This is a genomic window from Agrococcus beijingensis (genome assembly GCF_030758955.1).
In the GTDB taxonomy this organism is placed as follows: Bacteria; Actinomycetota; Actinomycetes; order Actinomycetales; family Microbacteriaceae; genus Agrococcus; species Agrococcus beijingensis.
Window position 1 is genome coordinate 856,728 of the sequence record NZ_CP132360.1, and the last position, 15,956, is coordinate 872,683.

The window sequence follows — 15,956 nt, forward strand, 5'->3', positions numbered from 1 at the left end:
GTGAGCGCACGGGGTGCGCGGCGTGGGCTGTCGGCAGCCCCGGCTAGGCTGACTGCCGTGTCGGACACGAAGCCTACCCTCATGGTCATCGACGGCCACTCCCTCGCGTTCCGGGCGTTCTTCGCCCTGCCGCTCGAGAACTTCGTCAACTCGGAGGGGCAGCACACCAATGCCATCCACGGGTTCCTGTCGATGCTCCTCAAGCTGCTGCAGGATCACAAGCCGACCCATCTCGCGGTCGCCTTCGACATCTCGCGGTTCTCCTTCCGCACCCGCGAGTACCCCGAGTACAAGGGCACGCGCGACGAGACGCCGAAGGAGTTCAAGGGGCAGGTGCCGCTGCTCGAGGAGGCGCTGCACGCCATGGGCGTGCGCACCCTCACGAAGGAGGACTACGAGGCCGACGACATCCTCGCGACGCTCTCGGTCGAGGGCCGCAAGGCCGGCATGGACGTCTTCGTCGTCTCCGGCGACCGCGACACGATCCAGCTCGTCAACGACGACGTCACGCTGCTCTACCCGTCGGTGCGCGGCGTCTCCGAGCTCAAGCACTACACGCCGGATGCGGTGCGCGAGCGATACGGCATCGAGCCCGAGCAGTACCCCGAGATCGCGGCCCTGGTCGGCGAGACGAGCGACAACCTCGTCGGCATCGACAAGGTCGGCGAGAAGACGGCCGTGAAGTGGATCACGCAGTACGGCACGGTCGAGAACCTGCTCGCGCACGCCGACGAGATCAAGGGTGTGGTCGGCAACAACCTGCGCGAGCAGCGCGAGCGCGCCGAGCGCAACCGCCGCCTCAACAAGCTGCTCACCGACGTCGAGCTGGGCGTCGAGCCCGACGACCTGACCCGCGGGCAGGTCGACGAGGCGAAGTTGCGCGAGGTGTTCCAGCGGCTGCAGTTCCGCACGCTGCTCGATCGCGTGCTGAAGCAGGAGGGCAGCGGCGAGGCCGTCGCCGCGCTCGAGCCCGAGGTGCAGGCGCCCGCGGTGCAGAAGCTCGTCGACGAGGAGCTCGACCTCTGGCTGACGCGCGCCACGGGCACCGTCGCGGTCTCGATCGCCCCCGACGGCGTCGGCGGCATCGCGGGCTTCGGCGTCGCCACCGAGGGCGCGAGCGCCTACGTGCCCTACAAGTCGGGCACCGGTGACTACGACGGATTCGTGACCTGGCTCGCGTCGGACGCCCCGAAGGCGCTCCACGACGTGAAGGCATCCATCAAGCTGCTCGAGCGCGAGGGGCTGAGGATCGGCGGTGCGGCGCACGACACGCGCGTCGGGGCCTGGCTGCAGACGCCCACCGCGCCGCCGAAGACCTTCGAGCTCGACTGGCAGACCGAGGCGCTGCTGGGTGCGACGCTGCCGACGCCCGACCCGAACCAGCTCGTGCCCGAGATCGAGCCCGAGCAGCTCGGCACGGTCGCGTGGCTGACGGGCGAGCTCTCGCGCGCGCAGCGGCCGCGCCTCGACCCGGGCACGCTCGGCGTGCTCGACGACATCGAGCTGCCGCTGATGCCTGCGCTCGTGCGCATGGAGCAGCAGGGCGTGCAGATGGACCGCGTGGTGCTGCAGCGCATCCACGACCAGATGCGGGAGCAGGCCGCGGGCCACGCCGAGGCGGCCTACGCCGAGATCGGCCACGAGGTGAACCTCGGCAGCCCGAAGCAGCTGCAGACGGTGCTGTTCGAAGAGCTCGACATGCCGAAGACGCGCGCGACGAAGACCGGCTACTCGACCGACGCGCAGGCGCTGGCCGATCTGCAGGAGACGAACCCGCATCCGTTCCTCGGGCTGCTGCTGCAGCACCGCGAGACGACGAAGCTGGCGCAGATCATCGAGAGCCTGCTGAAGGCGATCCAGGACGACGGGCGCATCCGCACCCGGTACGACCAGACCGGGTCGGCATCCGGCCGTCTGTCGTCGAACGACCCGAACCTGCAGAACATCCCGGTGCGCACCGAGGTGAGCCGCGAGATCCGCTCCGCCTTCGTGCACGGACCGGAGTTCGAGACGATGCTGACCGCCGACTACTCGCAGATCGAGATGCGCATCATGGCGCACCTCTCGGGCGACGAGGGGCTGATCGAGGCGTTCCTCTCGGGCGAGGATCTGCATCGCTTCGTGGGCAGCCGCATCTTCGGCGTCGACCCGAGCGAGGTGACGGCGCTGCAGCGCGTGAAGGTGAAGGCGATGAGCTACGGCCTCGCCTACGGGCTGAGCGCGTTCGGGCTCTCGAAGCAGCTGCGCATCTCGCAGGCTGAGGCGAAGCAGCTGATGCTCGACTACTTCCAGCGCTTCGGCGGCATCCGCGACTACCTGCGGGGCGTCGTGATGCAGGCGAAGGACGACGGCTACACGACCACGATCTTCGGCCGCCGCCGCCCGTTCCCCGACCTCACGTCGTCGAACCGCGTGCTGCGCGAGAACGCGGAGCGCCAGGCGCTGAACTCGCCCATCCAGGGCTCGGCGGCCGACATCATCAAGCGCGCGATGATCGCCATCGACCGTCGCATCATCGACGAGGGCCTCGGCTCGCGCATGCTGCTGCAGGTGCACGACGAGCTGGTGTTCGAGGTGGCGACGGGGGAGCGCGAGGCGCTCGAGGCGATCGTGCGCGCCGAGATGGGCGGCGCCGCCGACCTGTCGGTGCCGCTCGAGGTGCAGGTGGGCGTCGGCCCCAACTGGGACGCCGCAGCGCACTGAGCCAGCAGCGCCGCCGTCACCGCCCGGGTCGCCGCCTTCCGGGCCGGGCGGGGACCGAGGTCGCCGAGTGCGTAGCCGCCGAGCAGCAGCGCTCGCATGCTCGGCACCTCCTCGCTCCGCATGATGCGCCGCCGGGCACCCGCGGCCAAGGCGCGCATATGCTGGCGGCATGACCCGTGACCCGTTGCAGTTCGGCCTGTTCGTCCCTCAGGGCTGGCGCCTCGACCTCGTCGGCATCGACCCGGCCGAGCAGTGGGGGCGGATGCTCGAGGTCGCCTCGCGCGCGGACGCCGGGCCGTGGGACTCCATCTGGGTCTACGACCACATGCACACCACGCCGCAGCCGACCGCCGAGGCGACGCACGAGGCCTGGACGCTGATGGCGGCGCTGGCCGCGAGCACGAAGCGGGTGCGGCTCGGGCAGATGTGCACGTGCATCGGCTACCGCAACCCCGCGCTGCTGGCGAAGATCGCCGCCACCGTCGACTTGATCTCCGGCGGTCGGCTCGAGTTCGGCATCGGCGCGGGCTGGTACGAGCACGAGTGGCGCGCCTACGGCTACGGGTTCCCCGGTGTCGGCGACCGCATCTCTGCGCTGCGCGACGGCGTGCAGATCATCCAGCGGCTCTGGGCCGAGGGCGAGGCGACGATCGAGTCGCAGACGTTCACGGTCGACGGCGCGATCTGCCGGCCGCAGCCGCTGCAGCTCGGCCGCGACGGCCGCCCCCGTATCCCCACCTGGATCGCCGGCGGCGGCGAGCAGCGCACCCTCCGCTACGCGGCGAAGTGGGCGGACGCCACGAACTTCGGCGGCGGCCCCGAGCAGTTCGCCCGCAAGCGCGACGTGCTGCTCGGCCACCTCGACCGCGAGGGGCGCGACCCCGCAGAGGTGCGCCTGACCTCGAACCTGAACATCGTGGTGCGCGAGAGCGAGGCCGAGGCCCGGCGAGTCGTCGACGAGGTCAACGCGCGCGCAGACTCGGCGATGCGCCCCGAGCACGCGGGATCCGGCTTCTCGACCAAGGGTGCGGTCGTCGGCACGCCGCAGATGGTGCTCGACCACGTGGGCGCGCTGCGCGAGGCGGGCCTCGGCACGCTCATCGCCTACATGCCCGAGGTCGCGTTCGCGCAGGACGGCATCGCGCTGTTCGAGAGCGAGGTGATGGGCCGGCTCGACTGAGGCCGAGTGCGTCGTCGAGCGCGGCGCTGCGCCCCTAGGCTGTGAGCCATGACTGACGAGAACGTCGGCGCGCCGTCGCGCCCGCAGACCGAGATCGACCGCATCGCCGAGGGCTACGTCCACCGGGCCGCGGCACTGAACCCTGAGCTGAACGTCTATGTCGGCCTCGAGGGCGACAAGGCCGGGTACGGCGACTACTCGCCCGCCGGTCGCGACGCTGACGCCGCGCTCGCACGCGAGTCGCTCGCCGCGCTCGACGCGGTCGAGCCGTCCGACGACATCGACTGGGTGACGAAGACCGACCTGTCGCGCGAGCTGCAGCTCGAGCTCGACGTGCACGCCTCCGGGTGGGGCGATCGCGACCTGAACAACCTCGCCAGCCCGGCCACGGGCATCCGCGACATCTTCGACCTGATGCCGACGGCCACCGACGACGACTGGGCGACCATCGCGCAGCGCATGCGCAACGTGCCCGGCGCGATCGACGGCTACATCGACTCGCTGCGCGCCGGCATCGCCAGCGGCAACACTCCCGCCGGGCGGCAGATCGACAACGTGCTCGCGCAGTACGGCGACTACGTGCCCGGCAAGGGCTTCTTCCACGACTTCGCCGCTGGCGCGGAGGCCGGCGAGTCGGCGCTGCCCGAGTCGCTCCGCGGCGAGCTCGCCGCCGCTGCCGGCGACGCGACCGAGGCGCACGCGCGGCTCGCGGAGTTCCTGCGCACCGAGCTCGCAGACGCCGCGAACCCCGTCGACGCCGTCGGTCGCGAGTTCTACTCGCTCATGTCGCGCCGTTTCCTGGGTGCCGAGGTCGACCTCGACGAGACCTACGCGTGGGGCATCGAGGAACTCGACCGCATGCGCGCCGAGCAGGAGGCGATCGCGAACGAGATCCTCCCCGGCGCCACCGTGGCGGAGGCGATCGCGCACCTCGACGCCGACGAGAGCCGCAAGCTGCACGGCACGGATGCGCTCAAGGCGTGGATGCAGGAGACCAGCGACCGCGCCATCGAGGAGCTCGGCCGCAGCCACTTCGACATCGCCGAGCCGATCAAGGCGCTCGAGTGCATGATCGCCCCGACGCAGACGGGCGGCATCTACTACACGGGCCCCGCCGACGACTTCTCCAGGCCAGGGCGGATGTGGTGGTCGGTGCCCGAGGGCGTCACCGAGTTCGACACGTGGCGAGAGCTGACGACCGTGTACCACGAGGGCGTGCCCGGCCATCACCTGCAGATCGCCCAGGCGACCTACAACCGCGCGCAGCTCAACCTGTGGCGGCGGGCGCTGGCCGGCACGTCGGGCCACGCCGAGGGCTGGGCGCTGTACGCCGAGCGCCTGATGGAGTCGCTCGGCTACCTCGACGACCCCGCCGACCGGCTCGGCATGCTCGACGGGCAGCGGATGCGCGCAGCCCGCGTCGTGCTCGACATCGGCGTGCACCTCGGCAAGCCCCGCCTCGACGGCACGGGGGAGTGGGACTTCGACTACGCCTTCGAGTTCCTGAAGTCGAACGTGAACATGAACGAGCCGTTCGTGCGGTTCGAGGTCAACCGCTACTTCGGCTGGCCGGGCCAGGCGCCCTCGTACAAGATCGGCCAGCGCATCTTCGAGCAGATCCGCGACGCGGCGCGCGACGCCGAGGGCGACGCGTTCGACCTCAAGGGCTTCCACAGCCGCGTGCTGAACATCGGCGGCGTGGGCCTCGACACCCTGCGCGGAGCGGTGCTGCGAGGGTAGATCGAGGCCCTTCGCAGGCCCTGCACCCCGGTTGTCCGCCGCGACAGCCGGGGTGTAGGCTTGTCCGGTCACTCGTGTGACGGAACAATCCACCCGAACGTCGACGACGCATCCGCATGCCGTCGACCCGATCTCCTCCAATAAGGCAACTTGAACCCTATGACCACTGCAACGACCACGGCTCCCAAGCAGGTCGCTGTGAACGACATCGGCTCGGCCGATGACTTCATGGCCGCCGTTGAGAAGACCCTGAAGTTCTTCAATGACGGCGACCTCATCGAGGGCACCGTCGTCAAGATCGACCGCGATGAGGTCCTTCTCGACGTCGGCTACAAGACCGAGGGCGTCATCCCCTCGCGCGAGCTCTCCATCAAGCACGACGTCGACCCCACCGAGGTCGTCGAGGTCGGCGACACCGTCGAGGCGCTCGTCCTCCAGAAGGAGGACAAGGAGGGTCGCCTGATCCTCTCGAAGAAGCGTGCGCAGTACGAGCGCGCCTGGGGCGACGTCGAGCGCATCAAGGACGAGGACGGCGTCGTCACCGGCACGGTCATCGAGGTCGTCAAGGGCGGCCTCATCGTCGACATCGGCCTCCGCGGCTTCCTGCCGGCCTCGCTCATCGAGCTGCGCCGCGTCCGCGACCTCACGCCGTACCTCGGCCAGGAGATCGAGGCCAAGATCCTCGAGCTCGACAAGAACCGCAACAACGTCGTGCTGTCGCGCCGTGCGCTGCTCGAGGAGACGCAGTCGGCCTCGCGCGGGCAGTTCCTGCAGTCGCTCCAGAAGGGCCAGGTCCGCAAGGGCGTCGTCTCGTCGATCGTCAACTTCGGCGCGTTCGTCGACCTGGGCGGCGTGGACGGCCTCGTGCACGTCTCGGAGCTCTCGTGGAAGCACATCGAGCACGCCTCCGAGGTCGTCGAGGTCGGCCAGGAGGTCACCGTCGAGATCCTGACCGTCGAGCTCGACCGCGAGCGGGTCTCGCTGTCGCTCAAGGCGACGCAGGAGGACCCGTGGCAGATCTTCGCCCGCACCCACGCCATCGGCCAGGTCGCACCGGGCAAGGTCACCAAGCTCGTCACCTTCGGTGCGTTCGTGCGCGTCGCAGACGGCATCGAGGGCCTCGTGCACATCTCGGAGCTGTCGGGCAAGCACGTCGAGACGGCTGACCAGGTCGTCGCGGTCGGCGACGAGGTCTTCGTGAAGATCATCGACATCGACCTCGAGCGCCGCCGCATCTCGCTCTCGCTGAAGCAGGCGAACGAGGGCGTCGACCCCGAGGGCACCGACTTCGACCCCGCGCTCTACGGCATGCTCGCCGAGTACGACGAGCAGGGCAACTACAAGTTCCCGGAGGGCTTCGACCCCGAGACGAACGAGTGGAAGGAAGGCTTCGACACCCAGCGCGAGGCCTGGGAGGCCGAGTACGCCGCAGCGCAGTCGCGCTGGGAGGCGCACAAGGCGCAGGTCGCCACGTCCCGCGACGCCGAGGTGCTCTCGAACGACGTGCCCTCGGGCGCATCCTCGTTCGGCGGCAGCACCGAGGAGTCGGGCGTCGGCACGCTGGCCGACGACGAGGCTCTCGCGGCGCTCCGCGAGAAGCTCACCGGCGCGACCGAGTAGTCAACCATCACGCAGAGCGGGCCGCACCTTCCGGGTGCGGCCCGCTTCGCGTTGGCGCAGGTGCCGGCTCAGGTCTCGGCGAGCCGGTCGGTGGCCGGTCGGAGATCGGCGTTGCGACGGCGCCGGGCGCTGCGCCAGATCGACCAGCCGAGCAGGCCGAGCAGGGCGAGGGCCAGCAGCACCAGCAGCGGCGCGACGATCGCCAGCAGCGACATGCCGACCGCCCCGACGTCCTCGATCGTCGAGACGACGGGGGCGGCGGCGCCCGCGGTGGCGAGGTTCGCCGCCGGTCGCAGCGTGGTCTTCCCGGCGTGCACCACGAGCGCGATCACGGCGCCCACGACGATCGGCACCCACTGGTTCGAGGCGAAGAACGCCGCCGGGTCGGTGACGGCGACGGTGGATGCGGTGGAGGACGACCCGAAGACGAGGCCGCCCGCCGTCGGGCGCACGATGGTCTGGATCACGTCGTTCACGCTGTCGACGGCCGGGATCTTGTCGGCGACCAGCTCGACGACGAGCAGCACCGCGACGATGCCGAGCACCCAGCCGTTCGACAGCCAGTCCCATCCCTCCGGCAGCGCCATCACGTCGGGGAAGAAGCGGTTCGCCACGCCCACCACGAGCAGCGGGATGTAGGCGTTCATGCCCGCTGCGGCAGCGAGCCCCGAACCGGTCAGGAACTCGAGCATCGTCTCTCCATCCTGCGGCGGGTGGCGCCGCATGGGCAGATCGTAGCCGCGGGCGCCCGTCGCGTCCCGAGAAGCGTCGCGGGCGCGGTACCGTCAGTGCATGACGGCGGTGGTCACGACTGCGCGCGCAGGCGGCGCGCATCCCGACCGTACCCGCGAGCGCGCCACGGCGGTCAACCAGCTGCTCTTCGCCGCCGCGTGCCTGGTGGCCTGCTCGCTCATCATCGTGCTGGGCGACCTCGCCGACGGCGCGCTGCTGTTCGTCGGGGTGCTGCTGGTGTTCGCGCTGACGATCCTGGCGCTGGTGGTGCCCTGGAACCGCCTGCCCGCCGCGCTCGTGGCGCTGGTGCCGGTCGGCGATCTGGTGGCCATCTTCCTGCTGCAGCTCGCCGACTTCAACAGCGAGGTGTGGCCGCTGTGGATGGTGCCGGCGACGTGGCTCGCCACCATCGGCGGCTGGCCGGGCCTCATCCTCGGCGCGGGTGGCTCGAGCGCCCTCTTCTGGGCGTCGTCGCTGCTGAGCGATGCGTTCGGCAGCCCCGTGCACGTGCTGCTCGGCCCGCTCGCCATCACGGCCGCATCCGTCGTCGCCTTCGTGGCGGCGCGCCGCTCAGCTGCGCAGCGAGCGCTGCTCGACGAGCAGGCCGACTACCTCGACCACGCCGTCGAGCGTGCACGCCGGCAGGAGGATGCCGTGAGCGAGCTGCTCGACGCGGTCGACTTCGGCGTGGTGCGCATCGCCGCCGACGGCACCATCGCGATCGAGAACGACGCGCACGCGCGCCTGAGCACCATCGTCGACGACGGCGCGCTCTTCGCCGCCGACGGCGAGACGCCGATCGAGCCGGGCATGTCTCCTGCCGCACGGGCCCGCCGCGGCGACACGTTCGAGAACCTGCTGTACTGGCAGGGCGCCGCGAGCGAGACACGGCGGGCGCTGCAGTCGACCGCACGTCGGCTCATCGACATCAACGGCACCGACGTCGGCGCCATCCTCATCACCCGCGACGTCACCGCCGAACAGCAGGCCGTGCACATCCGTGACGAGCTGGTCGCCTCGGTCTCGCACGAGCTGCGCACGCCGCTGACGAGCGTGCTCGGGCACCTCGACCTCGCCCTCGACAGCGGCGACGTGGGTGCCGGCGCCCGCAGAAGCCTCGAGATCGCCGAGCGCAACGCCTCGCGGCTGCTCGTCATCATCGGCGACATCCTGGCTGCGACCGCCGAGGGCCCGGGGCGCTTCGATGTGCGGCCGGTCACCGAGGACCTCGCGCGGGTCGTGCAGGCGTCGGTGGAGTCGATCGAGCCCCGCGCCTCGGACCGCAACATCCGCATCGACAGCTCCGGCATCGAGCCGGCGGAGGCCGAGTTCGACCCGATCCGCATCAGGCAGGTGGTCGACAACCTGGTCGGCAACGCCGTGAACTACCACACGGGCGACGGCCTGATCGAGGTGGGCGTCACCGCCGACGACAAGCACGCCTGGCTCGTGGTGCGCGACGACGGGCCCGGCATCGCCGAGGATGCGCTCCCGCACCTGTTCGAGCGCCGCTATCGCGCGCGTGGCACCAGCGGCCGCTCGCCCGGCAACGGCCTCGGCCTCTCGATCTCTCGCGACCTCGTGCGCGCGCACGGCGGCGAGATCACCGTCCAGAGCGAACCGGGCAGCGGCGCCACCTTCGTGGTGCGGCTCCCGCGGCGCAGCGCAGGAGCCGCATGAGCCTCGATCCCTATACCGTCAAGCTGATCACCGCGCTGGTCGTGCACGTCGCGGGCGGCCTGTTCGTGCTCGAGACGATGCTGCGCAAGGACGACCGCGCCGGTCGCGCCTGGGCGATGGGATTCCTCAGCGGCATGATCGCCACCGAGGCCTTCGTGATCGCCGAGGTCTCGGAGATCGGGCTCTGGCCGACGGCCATCGGAGACGCTGCCTGGGTCACCTGCCTGGGGCTGCTGTGGCTCGGCTGCCGCGTCTACAACAACCGCCCGATCGGCCGCGTGGCGCTGGTGATCGCGCTGACGGCGCTGCTGACCGGGGCAGCGGTGCTGCTCGAGGATGCCGTCGCCGGCGCCTGGTCCGGGTCCTGGGTGATGTTCGCCGCCAACGCCGCGTTCGCCGGGCTCGGCGCCTTCGAGACGGTGCGCGGCGCCATGCGCCGCACCCGCACGGCGCTCGGCCTCGGCATCGTGCTGCTCGCGGCCGCCGTGTTCCAGCTCGTGCGGCTCATCGCCGGCGTGACCCTCGGCACCGAGCACGAGGTGCTGCGCGACTGGATCGACAGCGGCGTGGCCGGCATCGCCACCATCTGCCTCGTGATCGTCGCCGTGGTCGTCACCTCCGTGCTGCGCGTCGAGCAGGTGCGGCTGCGCGGCACCGAGGACACCTCGCTGATGGCGATCGCCTCCGACGGCGTGCTGCTCGCGCCCTCGTTCGCGCGCGTGCTCGGCGGCCGCCTGATGCGCGCCAACCGACGCGCAGAGCTCTTCGGCGTGCTCGTGGTGCGCATCGACTCGCTCGGCCGCATCGCCACGGCGTTCGGCGCCGACGAGGCCGACCACGTGCACCAGGCCGCCAGGGCAGCGGTGCGCCGGCTGTCGCCCACCACGGCGGCGCTCGGCACCGACGACCACGGCGTGCTGCTGCTCGCCTTCCAGCCCAGCTCGCCCGCCGATGCACGTCAGCTGGCCGCCCGCATGCACCGCGCCATGCTCGACCAGCTGCGCACCGCCGGCGTGCCGGTGGTGCCGCCGATCGGCATGGGCGTGAGCCTCACGAGCATCTCCGGCTACGACCGCGACACGCTCATCGACGCCGCCCGCACGGCGGCGAAGCGCGCGATCGCCAGCGACGACGTGACCGTGGTGGTCGCCGGCGAGGACGACGAGACCGACGACGCGACGCGGGGTCAGGCGGTGCGGCGGTAGCCGACGCCCCTGACCGTCTCGATCCAGCGAGGCTCGGAGGGGGACTCGCCGAGCTTGCGGCGCAGGTTCGCGACGTGCACCTCGATGGCGCGGGCGTCGTGCTCGCTGAGGAAGTGGTCGGGCTCGCCCCGCTCACCGCGGAGCATGCCGGCCAGCTGCAGCTTGCTGACGACGCGGCGGCCGGAGCCCAGCAGCATCCGCAGGATGTCGAACTCGCTGCGGGTCAGCTCGACCTCGCTGCCGTCGAGCACGACGACGCGAGCACCGGGCTCGAGCCGCAGGCCTCGGTGCTCGAGGCTCATGACCTCGACGTCGTCCTCGACCCAGGGGGCCGAGCTCGGGTGCGGAGCGCTGGGGGGCGTCTGCGCGGTCAGCGTCGGGACCGGGCCCGTCTCGTCCAGGCCCGGGGGCGGTGACGGATGCGTCGAGGCGAGCGCACGAGGACGGCGCATCATCGCCTCGATCCTCGCGCGCAGCTCGCGCGGCCGGAACGGCTTGACGACGTAGTCGTCGGCCCCGGTCTGCAACCCCACGAGGGTGTCGATCTCGTCGCCGCGGGCAGTGATCATCACCATGTAGGCCGTCGTGATGCTGCGCACCTGCCGCGCGGTCTCGAAGCCGTCCATGCCGGGCATGTTCACGTCGATGGTGACGACGATGGGGTCGTGCTCGCGCACGAGATCGACGCCGCTCGGGCCATCGGGCGCTGTGTGGACGGTGAAGCCGCCCTGCGTCAGCACCTGCGCGAGCAGCTCTCGGATGTCCTCGCCGTCCTCGATGACGACCGCGACGTCTTCGTGCATCGGTTCTCCCACATCCGGCGCCACTGGGGTCGGCGCGATTCGGCTCATGCTAGCGCTCGCCGGCGACATCAGGGTCGCACGTCGCCGGAGCGCACGATGACGGGCAGCGCGGCCCGCCTCGACGGGGGCCTGCCGACGAGCAGGACGGAGACCAGCAGGCCGGTCACCGCGACGAGCGGGATCGCCACCTGCGGCTCCACGATCGACGCGACGACGCCGCCGACGACCGGCACGCGCAGCGAGGGGCTCCACGCCTCCGCGCCGATGCGATGGGCGGTCGTGCGGTCGGATGCCTCGGTGCCGGTCGTGACCGTCCAGGTGCCCTGGTCGCGCGCCTCCACCGAGAGCACGCGCTCGGCGACCAGCGGACCGGAACCGGCGCTGGGCACGGTGACGACGTCGCCGGGGACGAGCTCGGCAGCCGGGGTGCGAGTGCTGATCAGCAGGTCGCCCGCCTGATAGCTCGGCTGCATGGCGCCGGTGACGACGACGACGGGCTGCGCGAGCCCGGCCAGTGCGCCGGCCCCCAGCACCGCGGCCGTGGCGGCGACGAGTCCGAGCAGCGAGAGCAGCGCGATGGCGATGCGCCTCAGAACGATCATGGCGGCCTCCTCCGTGACTGACGATGCCGTGCTGCACACGCTACGTCGGCCGCCGCGGATCCCCGCGAGGGACGGCCCAGCGGCCGCTTGAGGTTCGCTCAGGAATGCCCGTGCCAGACTCATGGCATGCCCCTCGTCGCGCTCACCGGCGGCATCGCCTCCGGCAAGTCCACCATCGCCGACCGCCTCGCTCGGCACGGCGCCGTCGTGGTCGACGCCGATGCGCTCGTGCGCGAGCTCCAGCAGCCCGGGCAGCCCGTGCTGCGGGCGATCGCCGCGGCGTTCGGCGACGTGCTGCTGCCGGATGGCTCGCTCGATCGCGCCGCGCTCGGCGCGCTGGTCTTCGGCGACCACGACGCCCGGCACCGGCTGAACGCCATCGTGCACCCCGCGGTCGGGCGCGAATCCGCCCGGCGCTTCCGTGCCGCCCTCGCCGCCGACCCCGACGCGGTGGTCGTCTACGACGTGCCGCTGCTCGTCGAGGCGCGCGCCGACGACCCGTGGGACCTCGTGGTGGTGGCGCACGCACCGGCCGAGGAGCGCATCCGCCGTCTGATCGAGCTCAGGGGCATGGACGAGGCGGATGCGCGCGCTCGCGTCGCGTCGCAGGCGAGCGACGAGCGTCGGCTCGCCATCGCCGACGTCGTGATCGAGACCGGCGACGACCTCGAGCGCACCCTCGAGCAGGCGGATGCGCTGTGGGAGCGGCTGCACGGCGACCGTGTGGGCGGCCGCTCGTAGGCTGGGTGCCATGGAACCGACCCGTGCCGTCCGGCCGTTCGAGGTCATCAGCGAGTACACGCCCTCCGGCGACCAGCCGAAGGCGATCCAGCAGCTGACCGAAGCGCTCGGCAGAGGCGAGACCGATGTGGTGCTGCTGGGCGCGACCGGCACGGGCAAGAGCGCCACCACCGCCTGGCTCGTCGAGCAGGTGCAGCGGCCGACGCTCGTGCTCGCGCACAACAAGACGCTGGCCGCGCAGCTCGCGAACGAGTTCCGCGAGCTGCTGCCGAACAACGCCGTCGAGTACTTCGTCTCGTACTACGACTACTACCAGCCCGAGGCGTACATCCCGCAGACCGACACCTTCATCGAGAAGGACTCCTCGCTGAACGCCGAGGTCGAGCGGCTGCGGCACTCCGCGACGAACGCCCTGCTCTCGCGGCGCGACGTGATCGTGGTCTCGACGGTCTCCTGCATCTACGGCCTCGGCACGCCAGAGGAGTACCTCGAGGCGATGGTGGCCCTGCAGGTGGGCATGCGCGTCGACCGGCAGGCGCTGCTGCGCCGCTTCGTCGCCATGCAGTACCAGCGCAACGACGTGGCCTTCACGCGCGGCACCTTCCGGGTGCGCGGCGACACGATCGAGATCATCCCGATGTACGAGGAGCACGCGATCCGCATCGAGCTCTTCGGCGACGAGATCGAGGCGCTCTCCACGCTGCACCCGCTCACCGGCGAGGTGCTCGAGACGCACGAATCGGTCTCGATCTTCCCCGGCAGCCACTACGTGGCCGGCAACGAGCGCATGCACAAGGCGATGGAGCGCATCCGCGACGAGCTCGACGCGCGGCTCAAGGTGCTCGAGCGCGAGGGCAAGCTGCTCGAGGCGCAGCGGCTGCGCATGCGCACCTCGTTCGACCTCGAGATGATGGAGCAGATCGGCTTCTGCTCCGGCATCGAGAACTACTCCCGCCACATCGACGGCCGTGAGGCGGGGGAGCCGCCGCACTGCCTGCTCGACTACTTCGCCGACGACTTCCTGGTCGTGATCGACGAGTCGCACGTCACGGTGCCCCAGATCGGGGCGATGTACGAGGGCGATGCGAGCCGCAAGCGCTCGCTGGTCGAGCACGGCTTCCGGCTGCCGAGCGCGCTCGACAACCGGCCGCTCAAGTTCGGCGAGTTCCTCGAGCGCACGCCGCAGAAGGTCTACCTGTCGGCGACGCCCGGCAAGTACGAGATGGGCCTGGCCGACACGGTGGTCGAGCAGATCATCCGGCCGACGGGCCTCGTCGACCCGAAGCTGGTCGTCAAGCCCACGAAGGGCCAGATCGACGACCTGCTCGAGGAGATCCGGGTACGGGCCGAGCGCGACGAGCGGGTGCTCGTCACGACGCTGACGAAGAAGATGGCCGAGGAGCTCACGGAGTACTTCACGGAGGCGGGCGTGCGGGTGCGCTACCTGCACTCCGACGTCGACACGCTGCGTCGCGTCGAGCTGCTGACGCAGCTGCGGCAGGGCCTGTTCGACGTGCTGGTGGGCATCAACCTGCTGCGCGAGGGCCTCGACCTGCCGGAGGTCTCGCTGGTGTCGATCCTCGACGCCGACAAGGAGGGCTTCCTGCGCTCGTCCACGTCGCTCATCCAGACGATCGGCCGTGCCGCCCGCAACGTCTCGGGCGAGGTGCACATGTACGCCGACCGCATCACCGACTCGATGCGGCTCGCGATCGACGAGACCGATCGCCGACGCGCGGTGCAGGTCGCCTACAACACCGAGCACGGCATCGATCCGACGCCGCTGCGGCGCCGCATCGCCGACATCACCGAGGTGCTCTCGCGCGAGCAGGCCGACACCGACGAGCTGCTCGCCGGCACCAAGCGCGGGGCGCCGACGCCGCGGCTCGCGCGCGACCGCTCCGACCTCGACGGCCCGACGCAGCTCGAGGGCATCATCGCCGACCTGACCGCCCAGATGACCGAGGCGGCGGGCGAGCTGAAGTTCGAGCTGGCGGCGCGCATCCGCGACGAGCTGCACGACCTCAAGCGCGACCTGCGGCAGATGCGTCAAGCGAGCTAGGAAGGGCCCTTTCGGGCCCTTCCTCGCTTGACGCCGACGCCCGTCCCGGGCGTCGGCTCGTCCCTGGCGCCCGTCGAGCCTCGTCCCTGGCGCCCGTCGAGTCACCTCTCTGGCACCCGTCGAGCCCCCTACCCCCGCCCCATCCGCGCATACGCCCCCAGCACCCGCCGCTCCGAGGCGACCAGGTAGCGCTCGAGCTCGACGGCGGCGCGCTCCGCGCCCTCGTCGACGAGCACCGCGAGCACGCGGCGGTTCTGCTCGACGAAGGGCGCGTGCAGCGACTGGGGATCGTCGATCGCGAGGAACGCCAGGCGCAGCTCGGCGGCGAGCTGGTCGTAGGCGCGCGACAGCCGCGGGCTGTCCGCGAGCGAGACCAGCGCGCCGTGGAACGCCATGTTGGCGGTGCCGACCGTCACCCAGTCGTCAGCGGCCAGGGCCCGCTCGGCCCGCTCCACCGCATCCCGCATGGCCGCGACGCCGGGGTGCAGCGGCGCCGCCTCGCGCAGCACGCCGCACTCGAGCTGGCGGCGCGCGCGGTAGATGTCGATCACGTCGGCGGTCGTGGGGGAGGCGACCGAGACCCCGCGGTGCGGCACGTGCTCGACGAGCCCCTGCTCCGAGAGCACGCGGAAGGCCTCGCGGAGGGTGTTGCGCGAGACCGCGAGCCGCTCCGCGAGCGCGACCTCGGAGAGCCGCTGGCCGGGCTCGAAGGCCCCGTCGATGATCTGCTCGCGCAGGGCTGCGGCGAGCGTGGGTGCGTGGTCTGCCATGGGCCGATCGTAGGGTGCCGTGCAACGCGTTCGAAACGCGATCGACACAGATTGTTCGACAATCGTTGCAAGCCTGTCCTACGACAGATACGCTCTGGCCTGCGCAGCTCGCGCGCCT

The 15,956-nt window shown here is 71.1% G+C and carries 12 protein-coding genes; 8 read left to right on the plus strand and 4 right to left on the minus strand.

Going from position 1 to position 15,956, the window contains the following annotated elements:
• Nucleotides 1-81 precede the first annotated feature (81 nt).
• The 4 genes from polA to rpsA all read left to right on the plus strand — a co-directional run bounded on the left by polA (nt 82) and on the right by rpsA (nt 7,243).
• Complete coding sequence (gene polA / locus Q9250_RS04040; protein ID WP_306233902.1) at nt 82-2,703, plus strand: DNA polymerase I; 2,622 nt, start codon at nt 82-84, stop codon at nt 2,701-2,703.
• A gap of 169 nt (nt 2,704-2,872) precedes the next feature.
• On the plus strand, nt 2,873-3,883 hold the full coding sequence (locus Q9250_RS04045) for a TIGR03560 family F420-dependent LLM class oxidoreductase (protein WP_306233308.1): 1,011 nt from the start codon (nt 2,873-2,875) through the stop codon (nt 3,881-3,883).
• A gap of 48 nt (nt 3,884-3,931) precedes the next feature.
• On the plus strand, nt 3,932-5,623 hold the full coding sequence (locus Q9250_RS04050) for a DUF885 domain-containing protein (protein WP_306233309.1): 1,692 nt from the start codon (nt 3,932-3,934) through the stop codon (nt 5,621-5,623).
• Nucleotides 5,624-5,782: 159 nt separating this feature from the next.
• A complete protein-coding gene (gene rpsA / locus Q9250_RS04055) occupies nt 5,783-7,243 on the plus strand; it encodes a 30S ribosomal protein S1 (protein WP_306233310.1) in 1,461 nt (486 codons plus the stop codon).
• A gap of 68 nt (nt 7,244-7,311) precedes the next feature.
• Here the strand turns inward: rpsA and Q9250_RS04060 are convergent, their stop codons facing one another.
• Nucleotides 7,312-7,968 carry a DUF4126 domain-containing protein gene (locus Q9250_RS04060; protein ID WP_306233311.1) on the minus strand — a complete coding sequence of 219 codons (657 nt, stop codon included), beginning with the start codon at nt 7,966-7,968 and terminating at the stop codon, nt 7,312-7,314.
• A 67-nt stretch (nt 7,969-8,035) separates the two neighbouring features.
• Between Q9250_RS04060 and Q9250_RS04065 the strand changes: the two genes are divergently transcribed.
• A complete protein-coding gene (locus Q9250_RS04065; protein WP_306233312.1) occupies nt 8,036-9,655 on the plus strand; it encodes a sensor histidine kinase in 1,620 nt (539 codons plus the stop codon).
• Nucleotides 9,652-10,860, plus strand: coding sequence for a diguanylate cyclase domain-containing protein (locus Q9250_RS04070; RefSeq protein WP_306233313.1), 1,209 nt, complete (start codon nt 9,652-9,654; stop codon nt 10,858-10,860). The genes Q9250_RS04065 and Q9250_RS04070 overlap by 4 nt, the downstream gene beginning before the upstream one ends.
• Here Q9250_RS04070 and Q9250_RS04075 read toward each other — a convergent pair.
• Complete coding sequence (locus Q9250_RS04075) at nt 10,842-11,663, minus strand: response regulator transcription factor (RefSeq protein ID WP_306233314.1); 822 nt, start codon at nt 11,661-11,663, stop codon at nt 10,842-10,844. The genes Q9250_RS04070 and Q9250_RS04075 overlap by 19 nt on opposite strands.
• Before the next feature lie 68 nt (nt 11,664-11,731).
• Nucleotides 11,732-12,265: a S24/S26 family peptidase gene (locus Q9250_RS04080; RefSeq protein ID WP_306233315.1), complete on the minus strand. Its 534-nt coding sequence runs from the start codon at nt 12,263-12,265 to the stop codon at nt 11,732-11,734.
• Between the two features lie 126 nt (nt 12,266-12,391).
• Between Q9250_RS04080 and coaE the strand changes: the two genes are divergently transcribed.
• Entirely contained in the window at nt 12,392-13,006 is a 615-nt protein-coding gene (gene coaE, locus Q9250_RS04085) for a dephospho-CoA kinase (protein WP_306233316.1), read from the plus strand.
• Nucleotides 13,007-13,016: 10 nt separating this feature from the next.
• Complete coding sequence (gene uvrB, locus Q9250_RS04090) at nt 13,017-15,068, plus strand: excinuclease ABC subunit UvrB (protein WP_306233317.1); 2,052 nt, start codon at nt 13,017-13,019, stop codon at nt 15,066-15,068.
• Between the two features lie 128 nt (nt 15,069-15,196).
• On the opposite strand, the gene Q9250_RS04095 is transcribed toward uvrB, so the two are convergent.
• Complete coding sequence (locus Q9250_RS04095) at nt 15,197-15,838, minus strand: GntR family transcriptional regulator (protein ID WP_306233318.1); 642 nt, start codon at nt 15,836-15,838, stop codon at nt 15,197-15,199.
• Nucleotides 15,839-15,956 lie beyond the last annotated feature (118 nt).